A 20,804-nucleotide genomic window follows, 5' to 3' on the forward strand; every position below is an offset into this window, starting at 1 on the left:
GAATTGTTATTTTTCACGAAACCATTAATAAAGAAAAAAACCCTATCTAAACTAGGGTTTTTTACTACATTGAATAGTAAACTCCTCTAAACATAGAGTTTACTTATATGTAATTATATTATTTATCTTTTCCACAACATTTCTTATATTTCTTCCCACTTCCACATGGGCACATATCATTTCTTCCAACCTTATCTAGATTTCTTACTATCTTAGATTCCTTGTATTGTTTTTGTATTTCATTTCTTTTTTCCACTGAGAATATTCCATCCCATTGTGGTAATGTGTATAAATATTCTGCTTTTGCATCTAGCATATTCAAATATAAAGTTTCTAGATTTATATCAAGTACTATTTCTGTATCAGCATCTATAGTCTCAAGATCATATTGAGTTTTTAAACTATCATTAATACCATCCATAAATCCCATAGCAAATTCTACTGTGGAATCATAATCTTTAGCTAATTCATTTATTGTAGTCTTTTTAACACTTTTATGATTAGCTAATAAATCTTTATATATTGATTTTTCTAATTTACTATATTCTTCCCAGAAAGCATTTTCTCCCTTAGTTTTTACATAGTCAACAACCATGTCAGTCCAATTTGTATATAAACTCATTTTTAAGTCCTCCCTTAAATCTTCATTGATTATATATAATATATTTCTATAAATTATAAGCTCAAATAAACTATATCTCTATATAACTGCTAGGATTATGTCTGTTTGCCATAGTTAATATTATGTCCTCTTTTAGCTTAATTCCATTTTCATTTAGCACGTTTAAAACAGTTTGATATGCTAAATCTGGTTGATTATTAGTATTACTCAAATGCCCTAAAATAATCTTTTTCTTAGTTGAACATTTATATAGTTCAACTATGGCACTCCCACAATCATCATTAGATAAATGTCCTATTTCGCTCAATATCCTACGTTTCAAAGGATATGGATATGGTCCAAACTTAAGCATATTTACATCGTGGTTACTTTCAAGAAGAATAACTTCTGAATCTTTTATATTATCATAAATTTCTCTTGTAAAAGTTCCAAAATCAGTTGCTACACTTATGTTTTTTTCTCCTGAGCTAACTGTATACCCCATTGGCGCGGCTGCATCATGCGGAATATTAAATGCTTTAATACTCATATCCTCTATTTCAGTAAATGATCTTTTATCAATTACTTTTATGTTATGCTCTTTTATATTTCCAATTAAGCTTTCCATAGCAGACCAAGTATCAGCATTTGCATATATAGGAATGTCATACTTTCTAGACAGTACTCCAACCCCTTTGATATGATCACTATGCTCATGAGTTATAAAAATTCCGTTCAAGTCTTTTGGATTTTCATTAATTTCTTGCAACGCTAAATCAATTTTTTTACCTGGGAGTCCTGCATCAATTAATATCTTAGCTTTATTTGAGGCAATAAACATACTATTACCGCTACTGCCACTATATAAAGAACAAAATATCATTCCAATCTCCTCCCCTTTAATTTATACTATTCATCAACTTCTATTCTCTTAATATCTGCCCCTAAAGCTCTAAACTTATTTTCTATATGAGGATATCCTCTATCAATATGCTCTATACTAGTTATTTCAGTTGTTCCCTCTGCAACTAATCCCGCAATAACCATGGCAGCACCTGCTCTTAAATCTGTTGCCTTTACTACTGCGCCTGTCAATTTTTGCGCTCCATCTATAATCGCAACTCTGCCTTCAACTTTAATATTGGCTCCCATCTTTTTCAATTCATCTATGTGTTTATGCCTATTCTCCCAAATAGATTCAGTAATTAAGCTTCTTCCCGGTACAATACTTAGCAATGTTGACATTGGTTGCTGAATATCCGTTGGAAATCCTGGATATGGTGTGGTTTTTATATTCACACCCTTAAGTGGTGACTTCACGGTAACTCTAATACAATCATCACCTTCTTCAATCACTGCCCCCATCTCTGTAAGCTTAGCTGTAATTGATTCTAAATGCTTTGGTATAACATTTCTTATATAAACATCTCCACCTGTAGCAACAGCTGCTATCATGAATGTACCAGCTTCAATTTGATCTGGTATTACGCTATAAGAACAGCCTTTTAGACTTTCTACTCCTTTAATTCTTATTACATCTGTTCCTGCGCCTCTTATGTCAGCTCCCATTGAATTTAAGAAATTCGCAACATCAACAACATGAGGTTCCTTTGCTACATTTTCTAGCACTGTTACCCCCTCTGCTAATGTTGCCGCAATCATAACATTTATTGTTGCTCCTACTGAAACTACATCAAAAAATATATTAGCGCCTACTAGCTTATCAGCTTTAACATTAACTGCTCCGTGCTCTATAAACACATCAGCTCCTAAAGCTTCAAATCCTTTTATATGTTGGTCAATTGGTCTTACCCCTATTGAACATCCTCCTGGAAGAACTACTCTTGCTTTCTTAAATCGTGCTAATAAAGCTCCAATGAAATAATATGAAGCTCTCATTCTTCTAACATCATCCGTGCACGCATCAAAATTATTTACATTAGAACTATCTATTTCTAAAGTATTGTTATCTATCTTAATAATATCGCAACCTAAGCTTCTAAGTATTCTTTCCAAGCAGTGTACATCTTCAATATCTGGTATGTTATCAATTATGCATTTTCCATCACTTGCCATTATAGCTGCTGGTAATATTGCTACTGCTGCATTCTTGGCCCCATTGATATCAACAGTACCTTCTAGCAAGTTTCCGCCGTTTATAACTAATCTCTCCATTGAATTCACCCTATCTATTAAAATCTATATTATCATATATATTATTTTACATTATTAACCTATTTTATAATTAAAATCTACTTTAATTATTATATCATAAACTAAATTTATTTAAATACATTTTTTCAGTCCATCAACACTTTTTTAACTATATATGTGTTACAACACAATTTTTCTTATGGTTTTGTTGTAATTATATCCCTTAAAACATATATTACTGGAATAAATATTTCTTTTATTGAAAAAATATCCTTAAAAACCTAATTATTCTTATAATTACTATTTAATTATTCTTCTATTCTTTTATTCTATTTATTGTGTTATAATTTACTAAGATTTTTATTAATACAATATATTGAGATTGTGAGGTTTATCATGAAGTACTATATAGTTGCATTATTTGATGAGGAAACCTATCAAGTAATATCACCAATACAAAGGAATATGTCAAAAAAATTCAGAGCAAATAGAAACTCACCTATGCCTTTTGTCTTATTAACATCTATTGAAAATCCAAATTTGGATAAATTATATCCAGTTGTTGATAAAATTATAGCACCTTATAAGAGTTTTAGAATTGATGCAAGTGATTTAGTCTATTTGTTTGAGCCTACCAAAAGTATAAATTTAAAAATAGACGATAAAGGTTATATAAGGAGACTTTCTCGTAGTCTTTTTGATATATTAGAACTTAACGGATTTACTGTTAAGTCTTTTGGAGATAGTTTTGTTTCACTTGCAAATTTAGGTTATCTTCCTAAGGACTATAAAAAGCAAGATGTAAAGCTAAATTTCCCTGAGATATATAATACTGATAACCTTGTTAAATTAAGAATTAAGAGTGTTGAAATATGGAAGCTTCCTACGGTAAAAAAGAATACTCCCTTAAAATCTTATATTTTGAAAGAATTTTAGTTTAAGCGTTCTTACTATCATAATAAATCGCCTGTTAAACAATCCAATTAGTTTATGTTTTTAGGACTGTATTGAATTTTTATATTCAGTACAGTCTTTTTTTATATTTTTTAAAATCACTCTAAATCTATAGTTATATTTTCCTTGAAAGTAAAATTAATTTAAAAATAATCTCTTAATTTCGAATTTTCTAAAAATATTTTTTTGTAGTCGTTTTCCGAACTTTCATTTATTTTAAAGATTTTGTAAAATAATATTATTATTAGAAATGTAGGAGGATTCACTATGAATATTCAGCCACTATTTAAAGTACAAAAAAAATACAATGATAGTTTATCTATAAATGAAGAGCTAGACTCCCACAAATTGCGAGTACGCAAAAACCTAGAATTTGAAATCTCTCTTGGTGCATTAGCTAGTGAAACTAATTGTTTTAGCTACTTACTAAAAAAATCTAGACCTGTTAACATCAGTGCTATATTCGATAAATATATAACTTGTATTTCTCAAGTCTTAACACTAGGTATTGATCATAAATATACAGATTTAATTGCAGTATCTATGGCACCTAATGACTATTGTTTAAGTGATCAGTTTCTAAACCTATATATTGACATAAATGATTTAATTGCTTTCCCATCTATAGATCACTACTTAACTTTATTTGAAGACCTATTAAGTCTAGGATTGACATTAGGTTTTTCAGAATCTCAAATACAAAATCAATTTATTAAGGATTTAGACAACTTGGTTATACTTTAATTAATGCATTCATGCTAATTACATAACACCATTTTTATTTTTTATAATATTTAATATTCTTAGGGGAATAATAATTCTGAGGTGATGTTATGTTTGGAATAATATGTGCAATAATTTCTGGAATTGCTATGAGTATTCAAGGTGTATTTAATACCAGACTAGGTGAGAAAATCGGAGTATGGGAAACTACATTATTAGTTCAGATAATTGCCCTTGTCTTAAGCCTTATCATTTTTTTATTTTTAGGTGATGGTAATTATTCTAATTTGAAGGATTCCAACAAGCTTTATTTATTAGGTGGCGCACTAGGGGTTGTTATAACCTTTACCGTAATAAAAAGTGTTAGCTCAATGGGACCTACCTTCGGTATTGGTATTATATTAATATCCCAATTACTTGCTGCTGCACTTATAGATGCCTTTGGGTTATTTGGCAGTGAACGACTTAGATTTTCATTAAATCATTTTTTAGGTATTGCTATTATGATTGCTGGTATTGTAATATTTAAGTGGAATCATTAGGAGAGGACGGAGAGGACTTGAATCTTTTTTCTAACATTAATTTTTTATTCCATTTAACAATTAACAATATAAAAGAATATGTAAAAAAAAGCGCTGAAATAAAATCTGATAAAATTATGAAAAATTCAATTAATTGGTTTGGTCATGCTACCACAATTATTAATCTATCAAATAAAATTATTATAACTGACCCTGTATTTTCCAATTCCTTAGGATATTTTAAGAGACTTGTAAAAAAACCAGTATACATAAATGATTTAAAAGTAGACTATATACTACTATCACATGGACATATGGATCATTTAAATTTTTCATCTCTAAAAAAATTAAATAAAGATGCTGTCTTTATTGTTCCAAAAGGATATACTCGTATTGCTAGACTGCTTGGTTTTAAAAATGTATTTTTATTACATCCTGGAGATGTATATAGAGATGACTTTATAAAAATTACTGCTTACCAAGCTAATCATGATGGGAGACGCTTCTATTTTGGACATGATGATGAAAGTATTTCATATTTAATCGAAAGAGAAAATAAAAGCGTGTTCTTCGCAGGCGATACAGCTCTCACCAATAATTTTAAGAATATATCCTGTGATGTTGCATTAATGCCTGTAGGTTGTTATAAACCTGATAGATTTTCGTATATGCATTGTACGCCAGAACAGAGTTATGAAATGTTTAAAATGATGTCTTGCCCTACAATGATACCAATTCATTATAAAACTTTTAAAATTTCATTAGAGAATTTTCAGGAAACTGAAGAATCATTATTAAATTTAAATGATAAAGCTATAAAAATTATAGACATAGGGGAGACCTACAGTTTTTAAATGGTAGATTGATTATTATTTTTATTCAAGTTTCATACTTGTATTTATTTTTAATAATCAATCTACTATTTAATTTTTGCTATACAATATTTATTCAATAGATGAAGAAATATTGTATAGCAAAAATTTTTTTAATCCTTCATTTTTTATTAACAATAAAATTCTTTTTCATATAATATATTGAAGTAATAATATTTTGGAGAAATATATGTTTTCATCTAAAAGTAAGCTAGACCATAATCTAAAAGATTATATATCAAAAAATGCTTATAAAAGTTATAGAATACTTATACAATATAAAGACTTTCAATCCTCAATAGTAAAAAAAATCAGTTCATATAAAGGTACTGTACATCACATTATTGAATCCTCTAATATTATAAGTGCCGAACTAAATTCAAGAGGCATAGATAGAATTTCTGAATATCCTGAAATAAAAAAAATTTACTTGGATGAATACCTGTTTTTGTGCGGAATGAGCGTGACTACTGCAAATAAAATCCACTTTTCGGAAAAGTTTAGTTTATCTGGTGCAGGAGTAGGAATAGGACTTGTAGATAGCGGAATATTTCCTCATCAAGACCTAACTTCCCCTAGCACTAAAATAGAGTTATTTGAAGATTTAATTAATAACTTTCGCTATCCTTATGATGATAATGGACATGGTACCTCCATGGCCGGAATTTTGTGTAGTAGTGGTATCTCATCAAATAACATGTATAAAGGAATTTGTAATAAAAGTAAGCTATTCTGTTACAAGGCATTTGATAAACTCGGTAAAGGATTTGCTTCGGATATATTATATTCTATAGAAAGTTTATCTAATATATCTAAAGAAAATAACATAAAGGTATTATGTTTGCCTTTTGAACTTTTAACTCATAATACATTCATTATCTCTTGCTTTGATTTGACATTTAAGTATGCTATATCAAAAGGATTAATTCCGATAGTTCCTAGCGGAAGTAACCTGAGTGAAAAAAATTCTATTATGGGAATTGCTACGCTACCAAGCTGCATCACTATAGGTGGTCTAAATTCAACTACCTCCATAATGAAGCCTTATACTTATTCTTCTGCAGGACCATATGGTAAATTATTAAAACCTGATCTATCTGCTGCATGCGTTAGTGTTATATCTTTAAATTCTGATAATAACTATATTTCAGAAAAAAACGGAATTAAGGTTTACCCAAATAAACTTGAAGTACCATATAAAACTTTTACAGGCTCATCTATTGCTACAGCCTATATTAGCGGATTATGTGCGTTATTATGTGAGAAAAATCCATCAATAACTTTCAAAGATATGATTTCCTTATTAAAGGTTGCATGTGATCCTATTGATGAGATATCCAATCAAATTCAAGGTGAAGGTATTGTAAATATAAATAAACTCATCATATGATTATTTATTTTAATGAATATTATCCATATTTAGAAGCATGCATTTGTTTTATTAAATTAGTTAATTTCTTATAAAGACAAATGCGTGCTCTTTATATTCTCTCAAATCTTATATAAAAGTAATTAATCCCAAGTATTAGTTGATTAATATTTCGCTTTATTAAGGTGATAATATGCTATAATTATTTTACATACATTAGGTTATTATATAACTTACATTATAAACGATTATGCTAATCTAATATTATTAGATAGAGTTTTGTTTTTATAATATATATTAAAAACTTTGAAAGGTAGGTAGTAAACGGAATGAGCACATTTATGTTAAAGAATAGATCTCTAGGGTTCACTCCTGTTAACAATGTATTTATAGAAAAATACATGCCACAGGCTAGAGGCGAATTTGTAAAAGTTTATTTATTGATGCTAAAGTATACTATTTCAGGTGAATTAGGCGTTAGCTCATCAATACTAGCTTCCTCGCTTAATTTGTTAGAATCAGACATTATGAATGCATTTAATTATTGGAATGATCAAGGAGCTATAAAGCTAACTCAGATAGATAAGATGGGTAATTTTAATGTAGAATTCGTAGATTTAGTTGAAGAACCCTCCAAATCTACTAAACAAATTGACTTATTAGAAGCTTTGGATAGTACAAATACTAAAGATATGCTAAAGGATATTGAAACTCTTCTAGCTAGACCTCTATCGCCAAACGAAATGTCACTTTACTTAAATTGGCAAAAGGAATTCGGTTTTTCATCTGAATTAATTCTGATTTTAATGGAATACTGTATATCAAAGGGAAAAAGCGATTCTAGATATATAGAAAAGGTTGCTATAGCTTGGCATGATCAAAAAATAACTACTATCGAGCAAGCTCAGAACTTAATAAAAAAAGCAGAGGATAAGTGGATTAATATAAGAAAAATTCTCACTTACTTAGGTATAAATAATACAGACATAATGAAACCACAACAGGATTTAATAGAAAAATGGCTTCTTATTTATAAGTATTCAAACGAAATTATATTTAAAGCTTGTGATGTATGCTTTGAAAGATTGAATAGGGCGGATTTCAAGTATATCGATGGAATCTTAAGTAATTGGAATAAAAATAATATTAGAACTTTGGAAGATATAGCTCTTAAAGATAATAAAAATCCAAAAAATAATAAGTATCAAAAAACTTATACTACTAATAATAATGATAAATCATCTCTCAAATTTAATAACTTTGAGGCTCGAGAGTATGACTATGATTCATTAGAAAAAAAACTTTTAGGATGGGATAGCGATGATTAAAGGTTATCAAACAGAAATTTTAAAAATATATGATAAACTTAGAGAAGATGAAGCTAGAAATTTGAAATTTAGGAAAGAAGAAATATCAAAGAAATATCCTGAGATTATTGAATTGGATAATAAAATTCAACGATTATCTTTAAAAATGGCAGTATCAATTCTCAAATCTAAAGATAGTGAAAAGACAATAGATGATTATAAGGAAAATATAACAGATTTAAGAATAAAAAAGTGCGAAATGTTAGTTGAAAGAGGTTATGATCCTGAATATTTAAATTTGCGATATCAATGCAATAAATGTAAGGATACAGGCTTTATAGGCAATATAAAATGTACTTGCTATAAACAAAGGTTGATTAAGTTATACTATAAAAATTCAGAATTAGAAAATACCACATCGTATAATAACTTTGATAATTTTGATTTAAATTTGTTTTCAAGTCATAAACTTGGAGATGAAAAATATTCTCCTAAAAAAAACATGGAGAATAATTTAGAATATATATTAAAAGACTATCTTCCTAGCTTTTCAGAAATATCAACAAATTTATTATTTTTCGGAAATCCAGGTAGTGGTAAAACATATTTATCATATTGTATTGCCAAAGCTGTGTTAGATATGGGATTCTTAGTAATTTATAAAACCTCTGATGAGTTAATTAAGAATTTAAGGGAAATAAGATTCAATAATGACTCAGGTTTAGAATCACTATTACTAGAATGTGACTTACTAATTATAGATGATTTAGGCGCAGAACACCTCAATGAATTTTCAGTAACTGAATTATTTAATATAATTAACAAGAGAATTCTTGCTAATAAGAAAATGCTTATCTCAACCAATTTAACTTTGCCAGGAATAACTAAGCAGTATAGCGAGCGAATCGCTTCTAGACTAATTGGAGAATTTAAGCTCTGCAAATTTTATTCTGAAGATATAAGGATTAAGAAAAATTTAGAAAAAAATAGATAATCTAAATAAACTAAACTCTAATATGATATTTATTCTCTTAATGACTATCATATTAGAGTTTTCATTTTTACTACAAATTGATATTATAAATCATATTTATTTGAAAAATCTGTTTCGCAAACTATGTTATTCTGTGTTAACATCTTATTTATATTTAAATTCCCTTTAATAACTTGTTCTTATAATACTTTCAAAATTTACCCACAGATCTGACTTGATTATAATTTTTTAAACAATAAAAAAAGAACAAGTTCTAGTCTATAAGAACTTGTTCTTTGATGGCGACTCAGAAGGGGCTCGAACCCTCGACCTCCGGCGTGACAGGCCGGCACTCTAACCAACTGAGCTACTGAGCCATCTTATGGTGGGCACAACAGGGCTCGAACCTGTGACCCCCTGCTTGTAAGGCAGGTGCTCTCCCAGCTGAGCTATGCGCCCATAAGATAGATAAAATGGTGACTCCTAGGGGAATCGAACCCCTGTTACCACCGTGAAAGGGTGGTGTCTTAACCGCTTGACCAAGGAGCCATATTAAGTTTTGTTATGTTTATTTAAAATGGAGCTGGCAATAGGAATCGAACCTACAACCTGCTGATTACAAGTCAGCTGCTCTACCGTTGAGCCATGCCAGCATATTTTAAATGGCGACTCAGAAGGGGCTCGAACCCTCGACCTCCGGCGTGACAGGCCGGCACTCTAACCAACTGAGCTACTGAGCCATCTTATGGTGGGCACAACAGGACTCGAACCTGTGACCCCCTGCTTGTAAGGCAGGTGCTCTCCCAGCTGAGCTATGCGCCCATAAGATAGATAAAATGGTGACTCCTAGGGGAATCGAACCCCTGTTACCACCGTGAAAGGGTGGTGTCTTAACCGCTTGACCAAGGAGCCATATTAAGTTTTGTTATGTTTATTTAAAATGGAGCTGGCAATAGGAATCGAACCTACAACCTGCTGATTACAAGTCAGCTGCTCTACCGTTGAGCCATGCCAGCATATTTTAAATGGCGACTCAGAAGGGGCTCGAACCCTCGACCTCCGGCGTGACAGGCCGGCACTCTAACCAACTGAGCTACTGAGCCATCTTATGGTGGGCACAACAGGGCTCGAACCTGTGACCCCCTGCTTGTAAGGCAGGTGCTCTCCCAGCTGAGCTATGCGCCCATAAGATAGATATAAATGGTGACTCCTAGGGGAATCGAACCCCTGTTACCACCGTGAAAGGGTGGTGTCTTAACCGCTTGACCAAGGAGCCATGCTATATTGTCTTTCGCTTAAATGTCTTAACTAGATGTCCTTGAGTTATTCAAGCTGCTGACCACATAGACTATAATACCCAAAATTAGATTCCCTGTCAACACATTTTTTCATTTTTTTTATTTTTATATTATTTATTTTTAATAAAGTGGCATTATATCTACATTTCAGAGGTTCCTTAAATATAATCTCTAGCCTCCTTCAGACTAGATAAAAGATCTTTTTTTAAATTAATTTGCTCTTCAATATTTTTTATTTCACCACAACATATTTCTAAAAAATCTTCTTTATCTATTTTATTAATATTTATACTATATCCATTCTTTTTAAAATTTTTTCCTGAAGCTTAACTTCTAAAGGAAATTTATTATTTATAAATAACAGCATTTCCTTTTCCCATACTTTACTTTTGTACAGTTTATATTTATCTCTTAAAATACTTAGATTTTTTACCTCTTCTTTAATTTCTAACTTTAATGATTCATATAGTGCATTGTAAAAAAGTACTGATATCCCTCTTTTTAATTTAATTTTCAAGAAATTTCTATTATTAATTAAAAATTTATCTATATCACTTTCACTTATACATTCCACATCATTAAAAGAAAAACTCTTTACCCCACTCATATTGGGATAATTAACCATTATATTATCAAAGTTCATTCTGATCACTTTAAATACTCTTTCGAAATCTCCCGAATTCATATTAATTACCTTTACTTCCATTATAAAATCACCTCATTTTTAGTATTCCTTTCTTTTAACCTTAATATTACTATGATAAAATTTATTAAAAGTATTATAAAATATTGAATAATATGATTTGAATCCTTTTATTTTAGTAGTAATTAATAAATTAATGGTATACTTAAAATATTCAGTTTATTTTAGCACTGGGTAAAATATGTGATTTAATTTTATATGGTCAATAAAACATACATAGGGAGTGATTGTTATAATGATTTATCACGATTTAATGATTGTCGGCGGTGGTGCCTCTGGCCTAATGGCTGCAATAATAGCCAAAGATTTTGGACTTGATGTGGCAATTATTGAGAGCAACGATAGAATTGGCAAAAAAATTCTTGTAACTGGCAATGGAAGATGTAATATTACTAATAAGAATATATCTCGCCCATTTGGGTGTTTCCATAGTGAAAATCAAGATTTCTTTAAAGCGGCGTTAGATAACTTTACTGTTAAAGATACTGAAAGCACATTTTTATCTCTAGGATTGCCATTAATTGAATTGGAAAACGGAAAGATGTATCCAAAATCTCTTCAGGCCTCTTCTGTAATAGATATATTCAGAATGGCAATAGAGGATAGACAAATACCTCTATATACAAATTGTAAAATTGATTCTACAAGTAAAAAAAATAACTTTATTTTAACAAGTAATAATGATGACTTTAAAAATTTTTCTTGTAAAAAACTTATTTTAAGCTGTGGTGGGAAATCAGCTACTAAAACAGGTTCTGATGGATCTGGCTATAAACTATGCAAGTCATTGGGTCATAGTATTATAGAGCCTATTCCTGGCATTGTTCAATTAAAATTAGATTATCCTTATTTAAAAGCTCTATCAGGAGTAAAATTTGATGGCTCTGCTTCTATTTTAGTTGATAATAAAGTTATTCGAACAGAGTTTGGTGAAATACTTTTTACCGATTATGGAATTTCAGGCCCCCCTATAATGCAATTATCATCTTATGCTTCTAAAGCTCTCTATGAAAATCTAAATGTAACTATAAGAATAGATATGTTTCCACTAGAAAGTAAAGATGATATTGAAAGTTTCTTTACCACACATTTTTCTATGTTTGGTCACAGAGAGATATCAACAGCCCTAATTGGGGTTATAAATAAAAAATTAATTTCTACAATTTTAAAAGATGTTGGGATAAAAGATATACATATACCGTGCAGTAGTATTGATTGGAGAACTACCAGCAAATTAATTGATAAGTTTAAAAAATGGGATTTTAAATGTATTGGCACTAATGGCTTTAACAATTCACAAGTTACAGTTGGTGGTGTAAATACATCTGAAGTAAATAATATTTCCTTAGAATCTAAGTTAGTTAAAAATCTTTATTTCTGTGGAGAGATTTTAGATGTGCATGGAGATTGTGGAGGTTTCAACCTTCAGTGGGCATGGAGTTCTGGATATTTAGCAGCTAAGTCCGCCGCCAATAGCTAAAAATTATTAACTTATCTATAAAAATAATACTATAAAATTAGCTGTCGTAATTATTAATATTACCTAGATTCTTGCAACAGCTAATTTTCTATATTTACCTTTATTATTTTTTCCAATCTGCTTGTAATAGCGTTAGTTCAGTTCCCTCACCATTTTTTATAGTATGATATGATTTTAAACTATTTTCATCAATTACATTTATAGCAGCAGTTGATGAAATCTTATCCCCATATGTTGTTTCTTTCTCAAATACTACCTTAATTCTTTTAAGAGTATAATTATTAATGATATCGAGAGGAACAGCTTCCATTGCCCACTCAACATATTTGACATTATTAACATGGTTATTAGAATCAATATCACTGTATCTTATGTTAAATTGCTTATAGTATTGTGCATCATTTGTTCTTTCTATTTTATCCATGCTTATATCGTAATCAACATCACCATCTACTCCATATATATGATATTGTTCATCTTGTATTCGCATTGGCCTTCTTTTATCTATATTAATTAGAAAAAATAATGCTAGTGCTTCCCCTATAACATTATTATTCTCATCATTAATTGTATATTTTCTTAATCCATAGAATTTCTTAAAGCCTATAGCTTCTGTTGTGACGCTTATTACCTCACCAAACATTGGATATCTATACATTTTTATATCGTATTTATAAAATACCCAAGCGCAGTTATTTTTCGTACAGTAATCAATTCCTCCACCTAAGGCTTCTGATTGTTGAGTGCCTACATCACATATAAAATCTATTATAGATGACAATTTACATCTTAAATTAGAATTTACTTCATAATAATGTATTTCATATTTTTTTGTAAACTTCTTACTCATAATTAACAATTGTAAAATGCAAAAATAAATCTCAAGCTAAATTTGAAACATTTTTATTTAACGAATAAATTATAGCTAAATGGCATCTATTTTGATTTACAACTCCTCCCCTCCTTTACTATATCTTATATTTATTATTATAAAAAATTATCAATAATATTGTTAATGAATTATTTAATCTTATAATCTATTATAATCACAAAAATTAAATTACACATAAAAAACATAAACGATATAAATATATTTTTTAATAAGTAAAAAAGGATTCCCTAAAAAGAAAATCCTTTTAAAATAATTATCTTATCTATTTAATGCTTCTAATAAATCGTCTAGATTTAATCCATGTACTGTTGCAGCTTCTGCTATAGTTTCAGCTTGAGCTGATGGACATCCAACACATCCCATTCCGAAACTCATTAAAACTTGAGCTTTAGATTGATCTGCACTAACTACTTCACCAATTGTCATATCTTTAGTTATCATACTTTCACCTTCTTTAATATAACTTTATGTAATTATTGTCTACAATAAAATTATATTTTATACAAAACATAAAGTCAATACCCGAGCATAATACTAAACTATAGATTATCTATTCTCATAGTTTGATCTCTCTTTGGTCCAACTCCAACTATAGAAATTCTAGTCCCTGTGAATTCTGATATTCTTGCTAAATACTTCTTAACATTCTCAGGTAATTCATCATAACTTCTAACATCAGCTACACTATCATCCCAGCCATCAAATTCTTCATAAATTGGTTCACACTCTGCTAAGTCTTCTAAACTTGCTGGGAAGTAATCTATAACTGTATCATTAAATTTATATCCAACACATACTTTGATTTTTTCTAGACCAGCTAAAGTATCAATCTTAGTAACAGCTAATGATGTCAATCCACTCACTCTAACTGCAGTTTTAATTATAACTAAATCAAGCCATCCACATCTTCTTGATCTTCCTGTATTTACACCATATTCGTGTCCCTTTTCTCTAATCCAGTCTCCAGTTTCACCAAGTAATTCTGTTGGGAATGGTCCTTTACCGACTCTTGTAGTATATGCTTTTGTTATACCTACTGCATTAGTAATCATATTAGGTCCTATACCAGAACCACTTGAAACGCCTCCTGCAGTTGTGTTAGATGATGTTACATACGGATATGTACCATAATCAATATCTAATAGCATTCCTTGAGCGCCTTCAAATAAAACTGTCTTATCTGCTTTAATTGCATCATATACCTTAACTGATGTATCTTGAACAAATGGTCTTAATTTCTTAGCAAAACCTAAGTATTCATCTAGTATCTCATCAAAATTTAATGCTTCTCCACCTAATACTTTAGTAATATAAGCATTTTTCATTTCAACATTTTCTCTTAATTTTTCTATAAAAACATCTTCATGCAGTAAATCACAAACTCTGATTCCACATCTTTCAAATTTATCTGTATAACAAGGTCCGATTCCTCTACCTGTAGTACCTATATCATTTTTTCCTCTAGCTTTTTCTTTTAATTTATCTAGTACCTTATGGTATGGCATTATAAGCTGTGCTCTATCGCTTACTATTAACTTTTCAGGCGATATTTTAACTCCAACACCTTCTAAGTATTCTATTTCTTCAAATAAAGCCTTTGGATCTACAACTACTCCATTACCTATAACATTTAATTTATCTTCGTATAAAATTCCAGATGGTATTAATCGCAATTTGTATTCTTTATCACCAACCACTACTGTGTGACCAGCATTATTTCCACCTTGAAATCTAACAACTACATTAGCTTCCTCTGCTAAGTAATCTGTCATCTTTCCTTTTCCTTCATCTCCCCATTGAGCTCCTAAAACAATAAATGCTGACATTTATATTGCCTCCCTTAATATATAAAGTTTAAATAAATAACTTTAATTTTTATTATCAATTTGGAGTTTCATTAAATTTATTTTAACCTCTCCTTTTAAATAGTAGCAAAGTACTTTTCTATGGTCAACCACATATCGAATATTTTTTTGCTTTTTTTATAAATAATTCGTATAATTGTTTTATATTGTTATGATCAAGATCATGTTTTTGTAAATTTGAATATATTTAGCATATTAAGGAGTGTTTTTAATGAATATTTATGAAGAAGCCTTGAAATTTCATGAAGAAAAAAAAGGTAAATATGAAATCAAACCTACCTGTGAAGTTAAGACTGCTAAGGATCTAAGTCTTGCATATACACCTGGTGTTGCAGAACCTTGTCGTGAGATACATAAAGACCCATCCAAAGCTTATATATATACTCGTAAATGGAATACAGTTGCTGTTATTTCTGATGGAACTGCGGTTCTAGGACTTGGAGACATTGGTCCACTTGCTTCTTTACCTGTCATGGAGGGTAAGAGTATTTTATTTAAGGAATTTGGTAATGTAGATGCATTTCCTATAGTTTTAGATACTAAAGATATAGATGAAATTGTTAATACAGTTGTAAATATCGCGCCAACTCTTGGAGGAATAAATCTAGAAGATATTTCAGCTCCTAGATGCTTCGAAGTTGAAAAAAGACTGAAAGAGAAATTAAGTATTCCAGTATTTCATGATGATCAACACGGAACGGCTATAGTTGTTTTATCAGGTCTGTTAAATGCCTTAAAAATAGTAAATAAAAAACTAGAAAACCTAAAAGTAATTATAAATGGTGCTGGGTCTGCAGGAACTGCCATATGTAAGTTACTACTTTCTTCTGGAGTTAAAAATATAGTAATGTGTGATATAGATGGCGTAATAAGTAGAGATAAAGATTTAAGTCATAATATTTACATGCAAGAACTAGCTAATATAACTAATCCAAATAATGAAACTGGTACGCTTAAAGATGTTATAAAAGGTGCAGATGTTTTTATTGGTGTTTCTGCCCCAAATATAGTTTCTAAAGACATGGTTAGAACTATGAACAAAGATGGAATAATATTTGCAATGGCTAATCCAACCCCTGAAATTTTTCCTGAAGATGCAAAAGAAGCTGGAATTGCAGTAATGGGAACTGGTCGTTCAGATTATCCTAACCAAATAAACAATGTATTAGCCTTTCCAGGAATATTTAGAGGCGCTTTAGATGTAAGGGCTACAGAAATTAATGAAGATATGAAAGTAGCTGCTGCTTATGCTATAGCAAATGCTATACCGGCTGGTGAACTATCTCCTGATAATATAATACCAAAAGCATTTGATCTAAAAGTTCAAGCTTTAGTTGCTGAAGCTGTTAAAAAAGCGGCAATTAGAAGCGGCGTTGCTAGTATTTAGTATTCATGAATTTAAGTTTTTGATTTCCTATTTCAAATTAAGACCTACAATTGAATGATAAACTCAATTGTAGGTTTTATTATTTGTATTGCTTTTCTATTAAGATTCTACCAGATAATATAATACTGAAAATAAATATTTTATCCACAAGAAGTATCTTCAAGAATTCTGTTAATAAATATATTATTCTCTTAAAACCAACTTAACTATAACCAATACTATAGGCAACCATAAACTATTTGATTAATATTAATTACATTGGGAGTGAGTGAATCACATGAATAAATTACTAATACCTATAAATGATGATACCTTTAAATCTAAAGTTAATATAAGATTTAATAATATACTTGATGGCTTATATTCTTTCAAAAATTTTACTCTTGTAGCTAGTGATATTGATGATGGTGAGAATAAACTAATCAAATTAATAGAATATATTTTTGAGATCAATAATTCTAACGCTTATATAGATTTTTATATAAACAAAATTTCACCTGAAGACAAAAACACGCTTTTTCATCTCCTTTCAGATGAAGATAAAGATATATTCACGTCTTATTTAAATTTTGATGAGCACACTGGTATATTTTTTAGACTTGTTGATAAAGAACTTATACCATTCCTAGTTCGTTTAAATACAAGAGAAATTTTCTTCGTCACTTTTTATTTTACTAATAAACCTATAACAATTTGGGGAAATTATGATTTAAACTTTCCTTGTTTTTTTAATGCTCAAGAAGATTTTGAATTTTACTATAATATATCTAAATCATTTGGCCTATTAATTAATTCTGATTTGGAAGGTTAAGGTTATAAAAAAGGTATATTAAATAATTATAATTATTTAATATACCTCCACTTTTCAATTACTACATATTTTTAGATTTCTCTGCACATTTATCCATAGCCTGTATAACACTATTTCTAAAACCTAATTTCTCTAGTTCAACTACTGCATCTATAGTAGTCCCAGCAGGTGAACAAACCATATCCTTTAGCTCTCCTGGATGTTTTCCTGTTTCTAAGACCATCTTTGATGATCCTAAGACACTCTGTGCTGCCATTTTATAAGCTTTAGCCCTAGGTATTCCTAATCTTACCGCCGAATCTGCCATAGCTTCAATAAACATGAAAACATATGCAGGTGATGATCCACATAATGCAATAAATGCGTGAAAATCTTTTTCTTCTAGTTGAACACATTCTCCGAAACTTTCAAATATCTTAAAGCAATAATCCAACTCATCTTTAGTTACATTCTTATTAGAGCATACCGCTGACATTGCTTGCCCTACAAGTGCTGGCGTATTTGGCATTGTCCTAATTATTTTAGCACTACTATTAATCCACTCCTCCATATTGCTAATTGTAATTCCTGCAGCTATAGTAATAATTAATTTATCTGTTGTTAATTCCGATTTAATTTCACTTATCATTTCCTTAAACATAAAAGGTTTAATAGCTAAAATAATAACATCAGATTCTCTTGCAACAATTGTACTATCTAAAGTTGTTTTCACTTGGAAACTTTCTTCTAATCGCTTTGAAGAAGATTCCGTTTTAGTTGATACTATTATATCATCAGCCTTTATAAATCCAGATTTAATAAGACCTCCAACCATAGAACTTCCCATATTACCACAACCAATGAAACCAATTTTTTTATTCATATCATAGCCCCCATTAAAAAATTTTTGTTATTTATTCAAATTTTATCATTTTATATGAATATCTTAATTATAAACCACCACTATCATAGGATAGCTTGTATTAAAACTTCACAAACTATAATTAAATATGAAGGGAGGAATATATATGAAAGATAATTTTTTAGTATATAATAATTGTTTAATAAGCCCAAAAGAATTCATTAATTCCGTGCTATCTCTTGAGCTCGAAGAACAACTTCCTACATGTGAACTTGAAGAATCTTCAGATTTTTATTACATAAATGTAGATTCATTCTATGATAGTAAACATATATTAGAAATATCTTATAAAAATCATTTTTTAATATTAAAAATTATGTTTAATAATAATTCAAAAGAATTTTTATTTCAGCGGATTTTTTATTTATCAAAAGTTGATGTAAGTAATATTTTACTCCATGATAATAAAAGCAGTTTAAAATTAATAATTCCAAAAGCTGTTTAATAATAATCATATTATTCACATCATTTAAAGATATAAGAAATTTTATATTTATATAAATTTCTTATATCTTTTTTATTTAGTATTACTAATTATTTAAATTTTATTCCTTATGAATTAAATCTAAATTACCGAATTTACTATACTGACCAAGCCACGCGAGTTTAACAGTTCCAACTGGTCCATTTCTCTGCTTAGCCATTATACATTCACCGATATTTTTATCTTCAGTTTCTTTATTGTAATATTCATCTCTATATAAAAACATAACAATATCGGCATCTTGCTCTATAGATCCTGATTCTCTTAAGTCAGATAACATCGGCCTATGATCTGCTCTTTGCTCAGGCGCACGTGACAGCTGAGACAAAGCTATTACTGGACATTCCATTTCTTTAGCTAATGCTTTAATCGATCTCGAAATTTCAGATACTTCTTGTTGTCTATTATCACTACCTGCTCCTCCAGACATAAGCTGCAAATAGTCTATGACGATTAGATCTATTCCATACTCCATTTTAAGTCTTCTACATTTTGATCTCATTTCCATAACAGTTACGCCAGCAGTATCATCTATATAAATTTTTGCCTTTGAAAGTGGACCTGCAGCCATAGCTATATTTTCCCAATCCTTATCTTCTAAAGTTCCAGTTCTAAGGCTTAACATATCTACGTTTGCTTCTGAACAAAGAAGTTTATATGCCAATTGCTCTTTAGACATTTCCAGAGAAAAGACTACAACACTTTTATTTTCTCTAAGAGCTGCGTGTTCTACAATATTTAGTGCAAATGTTGTTTTACCCATTGAAGGTCTAGCTGCTATTAATATCATATCTCCACTTTGAAATCCGGATGTTTTTGCATCTAGATCAGTAAAGCCAGATCCTACACCAGTAATTGTTCCCTTATTGTTGAACAATTTCTCTATTTGTGCAAATCCTCTTTCTAATACATCGCTTAAAGGTTCGAAATCCTTTGATGTTCTTTTTTCAGCTATATTAAATATTTTCTTTTCAGCACTATCCACGACATCTTCCACATTACTTTGATTATTATAACTTTCTTCTATTATTGCAGTTGATGACTTAATAAGTTTTCTCAACGTAGATTTATCAGAAACAATTTTTATATATGCGCTTAAGTTTGCAGTAGTTGGTACAGAAGAGCTTATTTCTGTTATATAGGTTACCCCTCCAGCTCTCTCAAGCATATCAGAACTCTTCAAATATTCTAATAGTGTTAATAAATCTACTGCTATATCACTTCTAAACATTTCTTGTATAGCTTTATATATTACCTTATGACCATCTCTATAAAAATCCGCTTCTTCTAAACTCTCTAGAACTTTGGCAATAGCATTCTTATCGATGATCATAGATCCTATAACTGATTGTTCCGCTTCTATGCTTTGAGGCAAACTCCTCATAACTGATGCATCCAAGTTTTATTCCTCCTATCTAATTATCAATTGACAATTAATTTTCCCTTTATCTTTTGTATATCATCATTCTAATTCTATCATTTCTTAGTTGCAAAAAAAAGTCTCCTTCA

20 protein-coding genes and 11 tRNA genes are annotated in these 20,804 nt (G+C 29.8%); 11 read left to right on the top strand and 20 right to left on the bottom strand.

Annotation, left to right across the window (positions count from 1 at the left end; translation table 11 throughout):
• Nucleotides 1-118: 118 nt before the first annotated feature.
• The 3 genes from AXY43_RS14090 to AXY43_RS14100 form a co-directional block, all read right to left on the bottom strand.
• A complete protein-coding gene (locus AXY43_RS14090) occupies nucleotides 119-622 on the bottom strand; it encodes an SEC-C metal-binding domain-containing protein (protein WP_012061209.1) in 504 nt (167 codons plus the stop codon).
• Between the two features lie 70 nt (nucleotides 623-692).
• A complete protein-coding gene (locus AXY43_RS14095) occupies nucleotides 693-1,484 on the bottom strand; it encodes an MBL fold metallo-hydrolase (protein WP_023976236.1) in 792 nt (263 codons plus the stop codon).
• Between the two features lie 26 nt (nucleotides 1,485-1,510).
• Complete coding sequence (locus AXY43_RS14100) at nucleotides 1,511-2,776, bottom strand: UDP-N-acetylglucosamine 1-carboxyvinyltransferase (RefSeq protein ID WP_012061211.1); 1,266 nt, start codon at nucleotides 2,774-2,776, stop codon at nucleotides 1,511-1,513.
• 375 nt (nucleotides 2,777-3,151) lie between these two features.
• On the opposite strand from AXY43_RS14100, the gene AXY43_RS14105 reads away from it, so the two are divergent.
• The 7 genes from AXY43_RS14105 to AXY43_RS14135 all read left to right on the top strand — a co-directional run bounded on the left by AXY43_RS14105 (nucleotide 3,152) and on the right by AXY43_RS14135 (nucleotide 9,495).
• Nucleotides 3,152-3,691 (top strand): hypothetical protein, encoded by a 540-nt coding sequence (locus AXY43_RS14105; protein WP_105411729.1) that lies wholly within the window; start codon nucleotides 3,152-3,154, stop codon nucleotides 3,689-3,691.
• A gap of 285 nt (nucleotides 3,692-3,976) precedes the next feature.
• Complete coding sequence (locus tag AXY43_RS14110) at nucleotides 3,977-4,453, top strand: dUTP diphosphatase (RefSeq protein WP_012061213.1); 477 nt, start codon at nucleotides 3,977-3,979, stop codon at nucleotides 4,451-4,453.
• An 89-nt stretch (nucleotides 4,454-4,542) separates the two neighbouring features.
• The gene (locus tag AXY43_RS14115) at nucleotides 4,543-4,974 is read left to right on the top strand and encodes a DMT family transporter (RefSeq protein WP_012061214.1); all 432 of its coding nucleotides are present in this window, start codon (nucleotides 4,543-4,545) and stop codon (nucleotides 4,972-4,974) included.
• Between the two features lie 17 nt (nucleotides 4,975-4,991).
• Entirely contained in the window at nucleotides 4,992-5,807 is an 816-nt protein-coding gene (locus AXY43_RS14120) for an MBL fold metallo-hydrolase (RefSeq protein WP_023976237.1), read from the top strand.
• 208 nt (nucleotides 5,808-6,015) lie between these two features.
• On the top strand, nucleotides 6,016-7,215 hold the full coding sequence (locus AXY43_RS14125; protein ID WP_105411730.1) for a S8 family serine peptidase: 1,200 nt from the start codon (nucleotides 6,016-6,018) through the stop codon (nucleotides 7,213-7,215).
• A 308-nt stretch (nucleotides 7,216-7,523) separates the two neighbouring features.
• Entirely contained in the window at nucleotides 7,524-8,522 is a 999-nt protein-coding gene (locus tag AXY43_RS14130) for a DnaD domain protein (RefSeq protein ID WP_023976239.1), read from the top strand.
• The gene (locus AXY43_RS14135) at nucleotides 8,515-9,495 is read left to right on the top strand and encodes an ATP-binding protein (protein WP_023976240.1); all 981 of its coding nucleotides are present in this window, start codon (nucleotides 8,515-8,517) and stop codon (nucleotides 9,493-9,495) included. Before AXY43_RS14130 ends, AXY43_RS14135 begins: the two co-directional genes overlap by 8 nt.
• Before the next feature lie 279 nt (nucleotides 9,496-9,774).
• Here the strand turns inward: AXY43_RS14135 and AXY43_RS14140 are convergent.
• The 12 genes from AXY43_RS14140 to AXY43_RS14195 all read right to left on the bottom strand — a co-directional run bounded on the left by AXY43_RS14140 (nucleotide 9,775) and on the right by AXY43_RS14195 (nucleotide 11,478).
• Nucleotides 9,775-9,851, bottom strand: a tRNA-Asp gene (locus AXY43_RS14140).
• A gap of 6 nt (nucleotides 9,852-9,857) precedes the next feature.
• Nucleotides 9,858-9,933, bottom strand: a tRNA-Val gene (locus AXY43_RS14145).
• A 15-nt stretch (nucleotides 9,934-9,948) separates the two neighbouring features.
• Nucleotides 9,949-10,023 (bottom strand) — tRNA-Glu (locus AXY43_RS14150).
• 29 nt (nucleotides 10,024-10,052) lie between these two features.
• A tRNA-Thr gene (locus AXY43_RS14155) sits at nucleotides 10,053-10,127 on the bottom strand.
• 10 nt (nucleotides 10,128-10,137) lie between these two features.
• A tRNA-Asp gene (locus AXY43_RS14160) sits at nucleotides 10,138-10,214 on the bottom strand.
• 6 nt (nucleotides 10,215-10,220) lie between these two features.
• Nucleotides 10,221-10,296: transfer RNA gene (locus tag AXY43_RS14165), tRNA-Val, on the bottom strand.
• Between the two features lie 15 nt (nucleotides 10,297-10,311).
• Nucleotides 10,312-10,386 (bottom strand) — tRNA-Glu (locus tag AXY43_RS14170).
• A gap of 29 nt (nucleotides 10,387-10,415) precedes the next feature.
• A tRNA-Thr gene (locus AXY43_RS14175) sits at nucleotides 10,416-10,490 on the bottom strand.
• A 10-nt stretch (nucleotides 10,491-10,500) separates the two neighbouring features.
• Nucleotides 10,501-10,577 (bottom strand) — tRNA-Asp (locus tag AXY43_RS14180).
• Between the two features lie 6 nt (nucleotides 10,578-10,583).
• Nucleotides 10,584-10,659, bottom strand: a tRNA-Val gene (locus AXY43_RS14185).
• A gap of 16 nt (nucleotides 10,660-10,675) precedes the next feature.
• Nucleotides 10,676-10,750, bottom strand: a tRNA-Glu gene (locus AXY43_RS14190).
• A gap of 308 nt (nucleotides 10,751-11,058) precedes the next feature.
• Nucleotides 11,059-11,478 (bottom strand): hypothetical protein, encoded by a 420-nt coding sequence (locus tag AXY43_RS14195; RefSeq protein ID WP_243099091.1) that lies wholly within the window; start codon nucleotides 11,476-11,478, stop codon nucleotides 11,059-11,061.
• Nucleotides 11,479-11,710: 232 nt separating this feature from the next.
• On the opposite strand from AXY43_RS14195, the gene AXY43_RS14200 reads away from it, so the two are divergent.
• A complete protein-coding gene (locus AXY43_RS14200; RefSeq protein ID WP_105411731.1) occupies nucleotides 11,711-12,955 on the top strand; it encodes an NAD(P)/FAD-dependent oxidoreductase in 1,245 nt (414 codons plus the stop codon).
• A 103-nt stretch (nucleotides 12,956-13,058) separates the two neighbouring features.
• Here AXY43_RS14200 and AXY43_RS14205 read toward each other — a convergent pair whose 3' ends face one another.
• The 3 genes from AXY43_RS14205 to AXY43_RS14215 all read right to left on the bottom strand — a co-directional run bounded on the left by AXY43_RS14205 (nucleotide 13,059) and on the right by AXY43_RS14215 (nucleotide 15,673).
• Nucleotides 13,059-13,805, bottom strand: a complete 747-nt coding sequence (locus AXY43_RS14205; protein WP_012061221.1) for an acyl-[acyl-carrier-protein] thioesterase — start codon at nucleotides 13,803-13,805, stop codon at nucleotides 13,059-13,061.
• A gap of 300 nt (nucleotides 13,806-14,105) precedes the next feature.
• Nucleotides 14,106-14,288 (bottom strand): DUF1858 domain-containing protein, encoded by a 183-nt coding sequence (locus tag AXY43_RS14210; protein WP_012061222.1) that lies wholly within the window; start codon nucleotides 14,286-14,288, stop codon nucleotides 14,106-14,108.
• A 98-nt stretch (nucleotides 14,289-14,386) separates the two neighbouring features.
• The gene (locus tag AXY43_RS14215) at nucleotides 14,387-15,673 is read right to left on the bottom strand and encodes an adenylosuccinate synthase (RefSeq protein ID WP_012061223.1); all 1,287 of its coding nucleotides are present in this window, start codon (nucleotides 15,671-15,673) and stop codon (nucleotides 14,387-14,389) included.
• Between the two features lie 250 nt (nucleotides 15,674-15,923).
• On the opposite strand from AXY43_RS14215, the gene AXY43_RS14220 reads away from it, so the two are divergent.
• Together AXY43_RS14220 and AXY43_RS14225 are read left to right on the top strand one after the other, a co-directional pair.
• Nucleotides 15,924-17,099, top strand: coding sequence for an NAD(P)-dependent malic enzyme (locus tag AXY43_RS14220; RefSeq protein WP_023976243.1), 1,176 nt, complete (start codon nucleotides 15,924-15,926; stop codon nucleotides 17,097-17,099).
• A gap of 277 nt (nucleotides 17,100-17,376) precedes the next feature.
• Nucleotides 17,377-17,910: a hypothetical protein gene (locus AXY43_RS14225; protein WP_039768445.1), complete on the top strand. Its 534-nt coding sequence runs from the start codon at nucleotides 17,377-17,379 to the stop codon at nucleotides 17,908-17,910.
• Between the two features lie 61 nt (nucleotides 17,911-17,971).
• Here the strand turns inward: AXY43_RS14225 and proC are convergent, their stop codons facing one another.
• On the bottom strand, nucleotides 17,972-18,772 hold the full coding sequence (proC, locus tag AXY43_RS14230) for a pyrroline-5-carboxylate reductase (protein ID WP_023976355.1): 801 nt from the start codon (nucleotides 18,770-18,772) through the stop codon (nucleotides 17,972-17,974).
• A gap of 145 nt (nucleotides 18,773-18,917) precedes the next feature.
• Between proC and AXY43_RS14235 the strand changes: the two genes are divergently transcribed.
• Nucleotides 18,918-19,256, top strand: coding sequence for a hypothetical protein (locus AXY43_RS14235; protein WP_017213159.1), 339 nt, complete (start codon nucleotides 18,918-18,920; stop codon nucleotides 19,254-19,256).
• Between the two features lie 100 nt (nucleotides 19,257-19,356).
• Here AXY43_RS14235 and AXY43_RS14240 read toward each other — a convergent pair whose 3' ends face one another.
• Nucleotides 19,357-20,694, bottom strand: coding sequence for a replicative DNA helicase (locus AXY43_RS14240; protein WP_023976354.1), 1,338 nt, complete (start codon nucleotides 20,692-20,694; stop codon nucleotides 19,357-19,359).
• Nucleotides 20,695-20,804: the final 110 nt, after the last annotated feature.

The sequence above is a fragment of the Clostridium sp. MF28 genome, assembly GCF_002969175.1.
Taxonomy (GTDB): domain Bacteria; phylum Bacillota; class Clostridia; order Clostridiales; family Clostridiaceae; genus Clostridium; species Clostridium beijerinckii.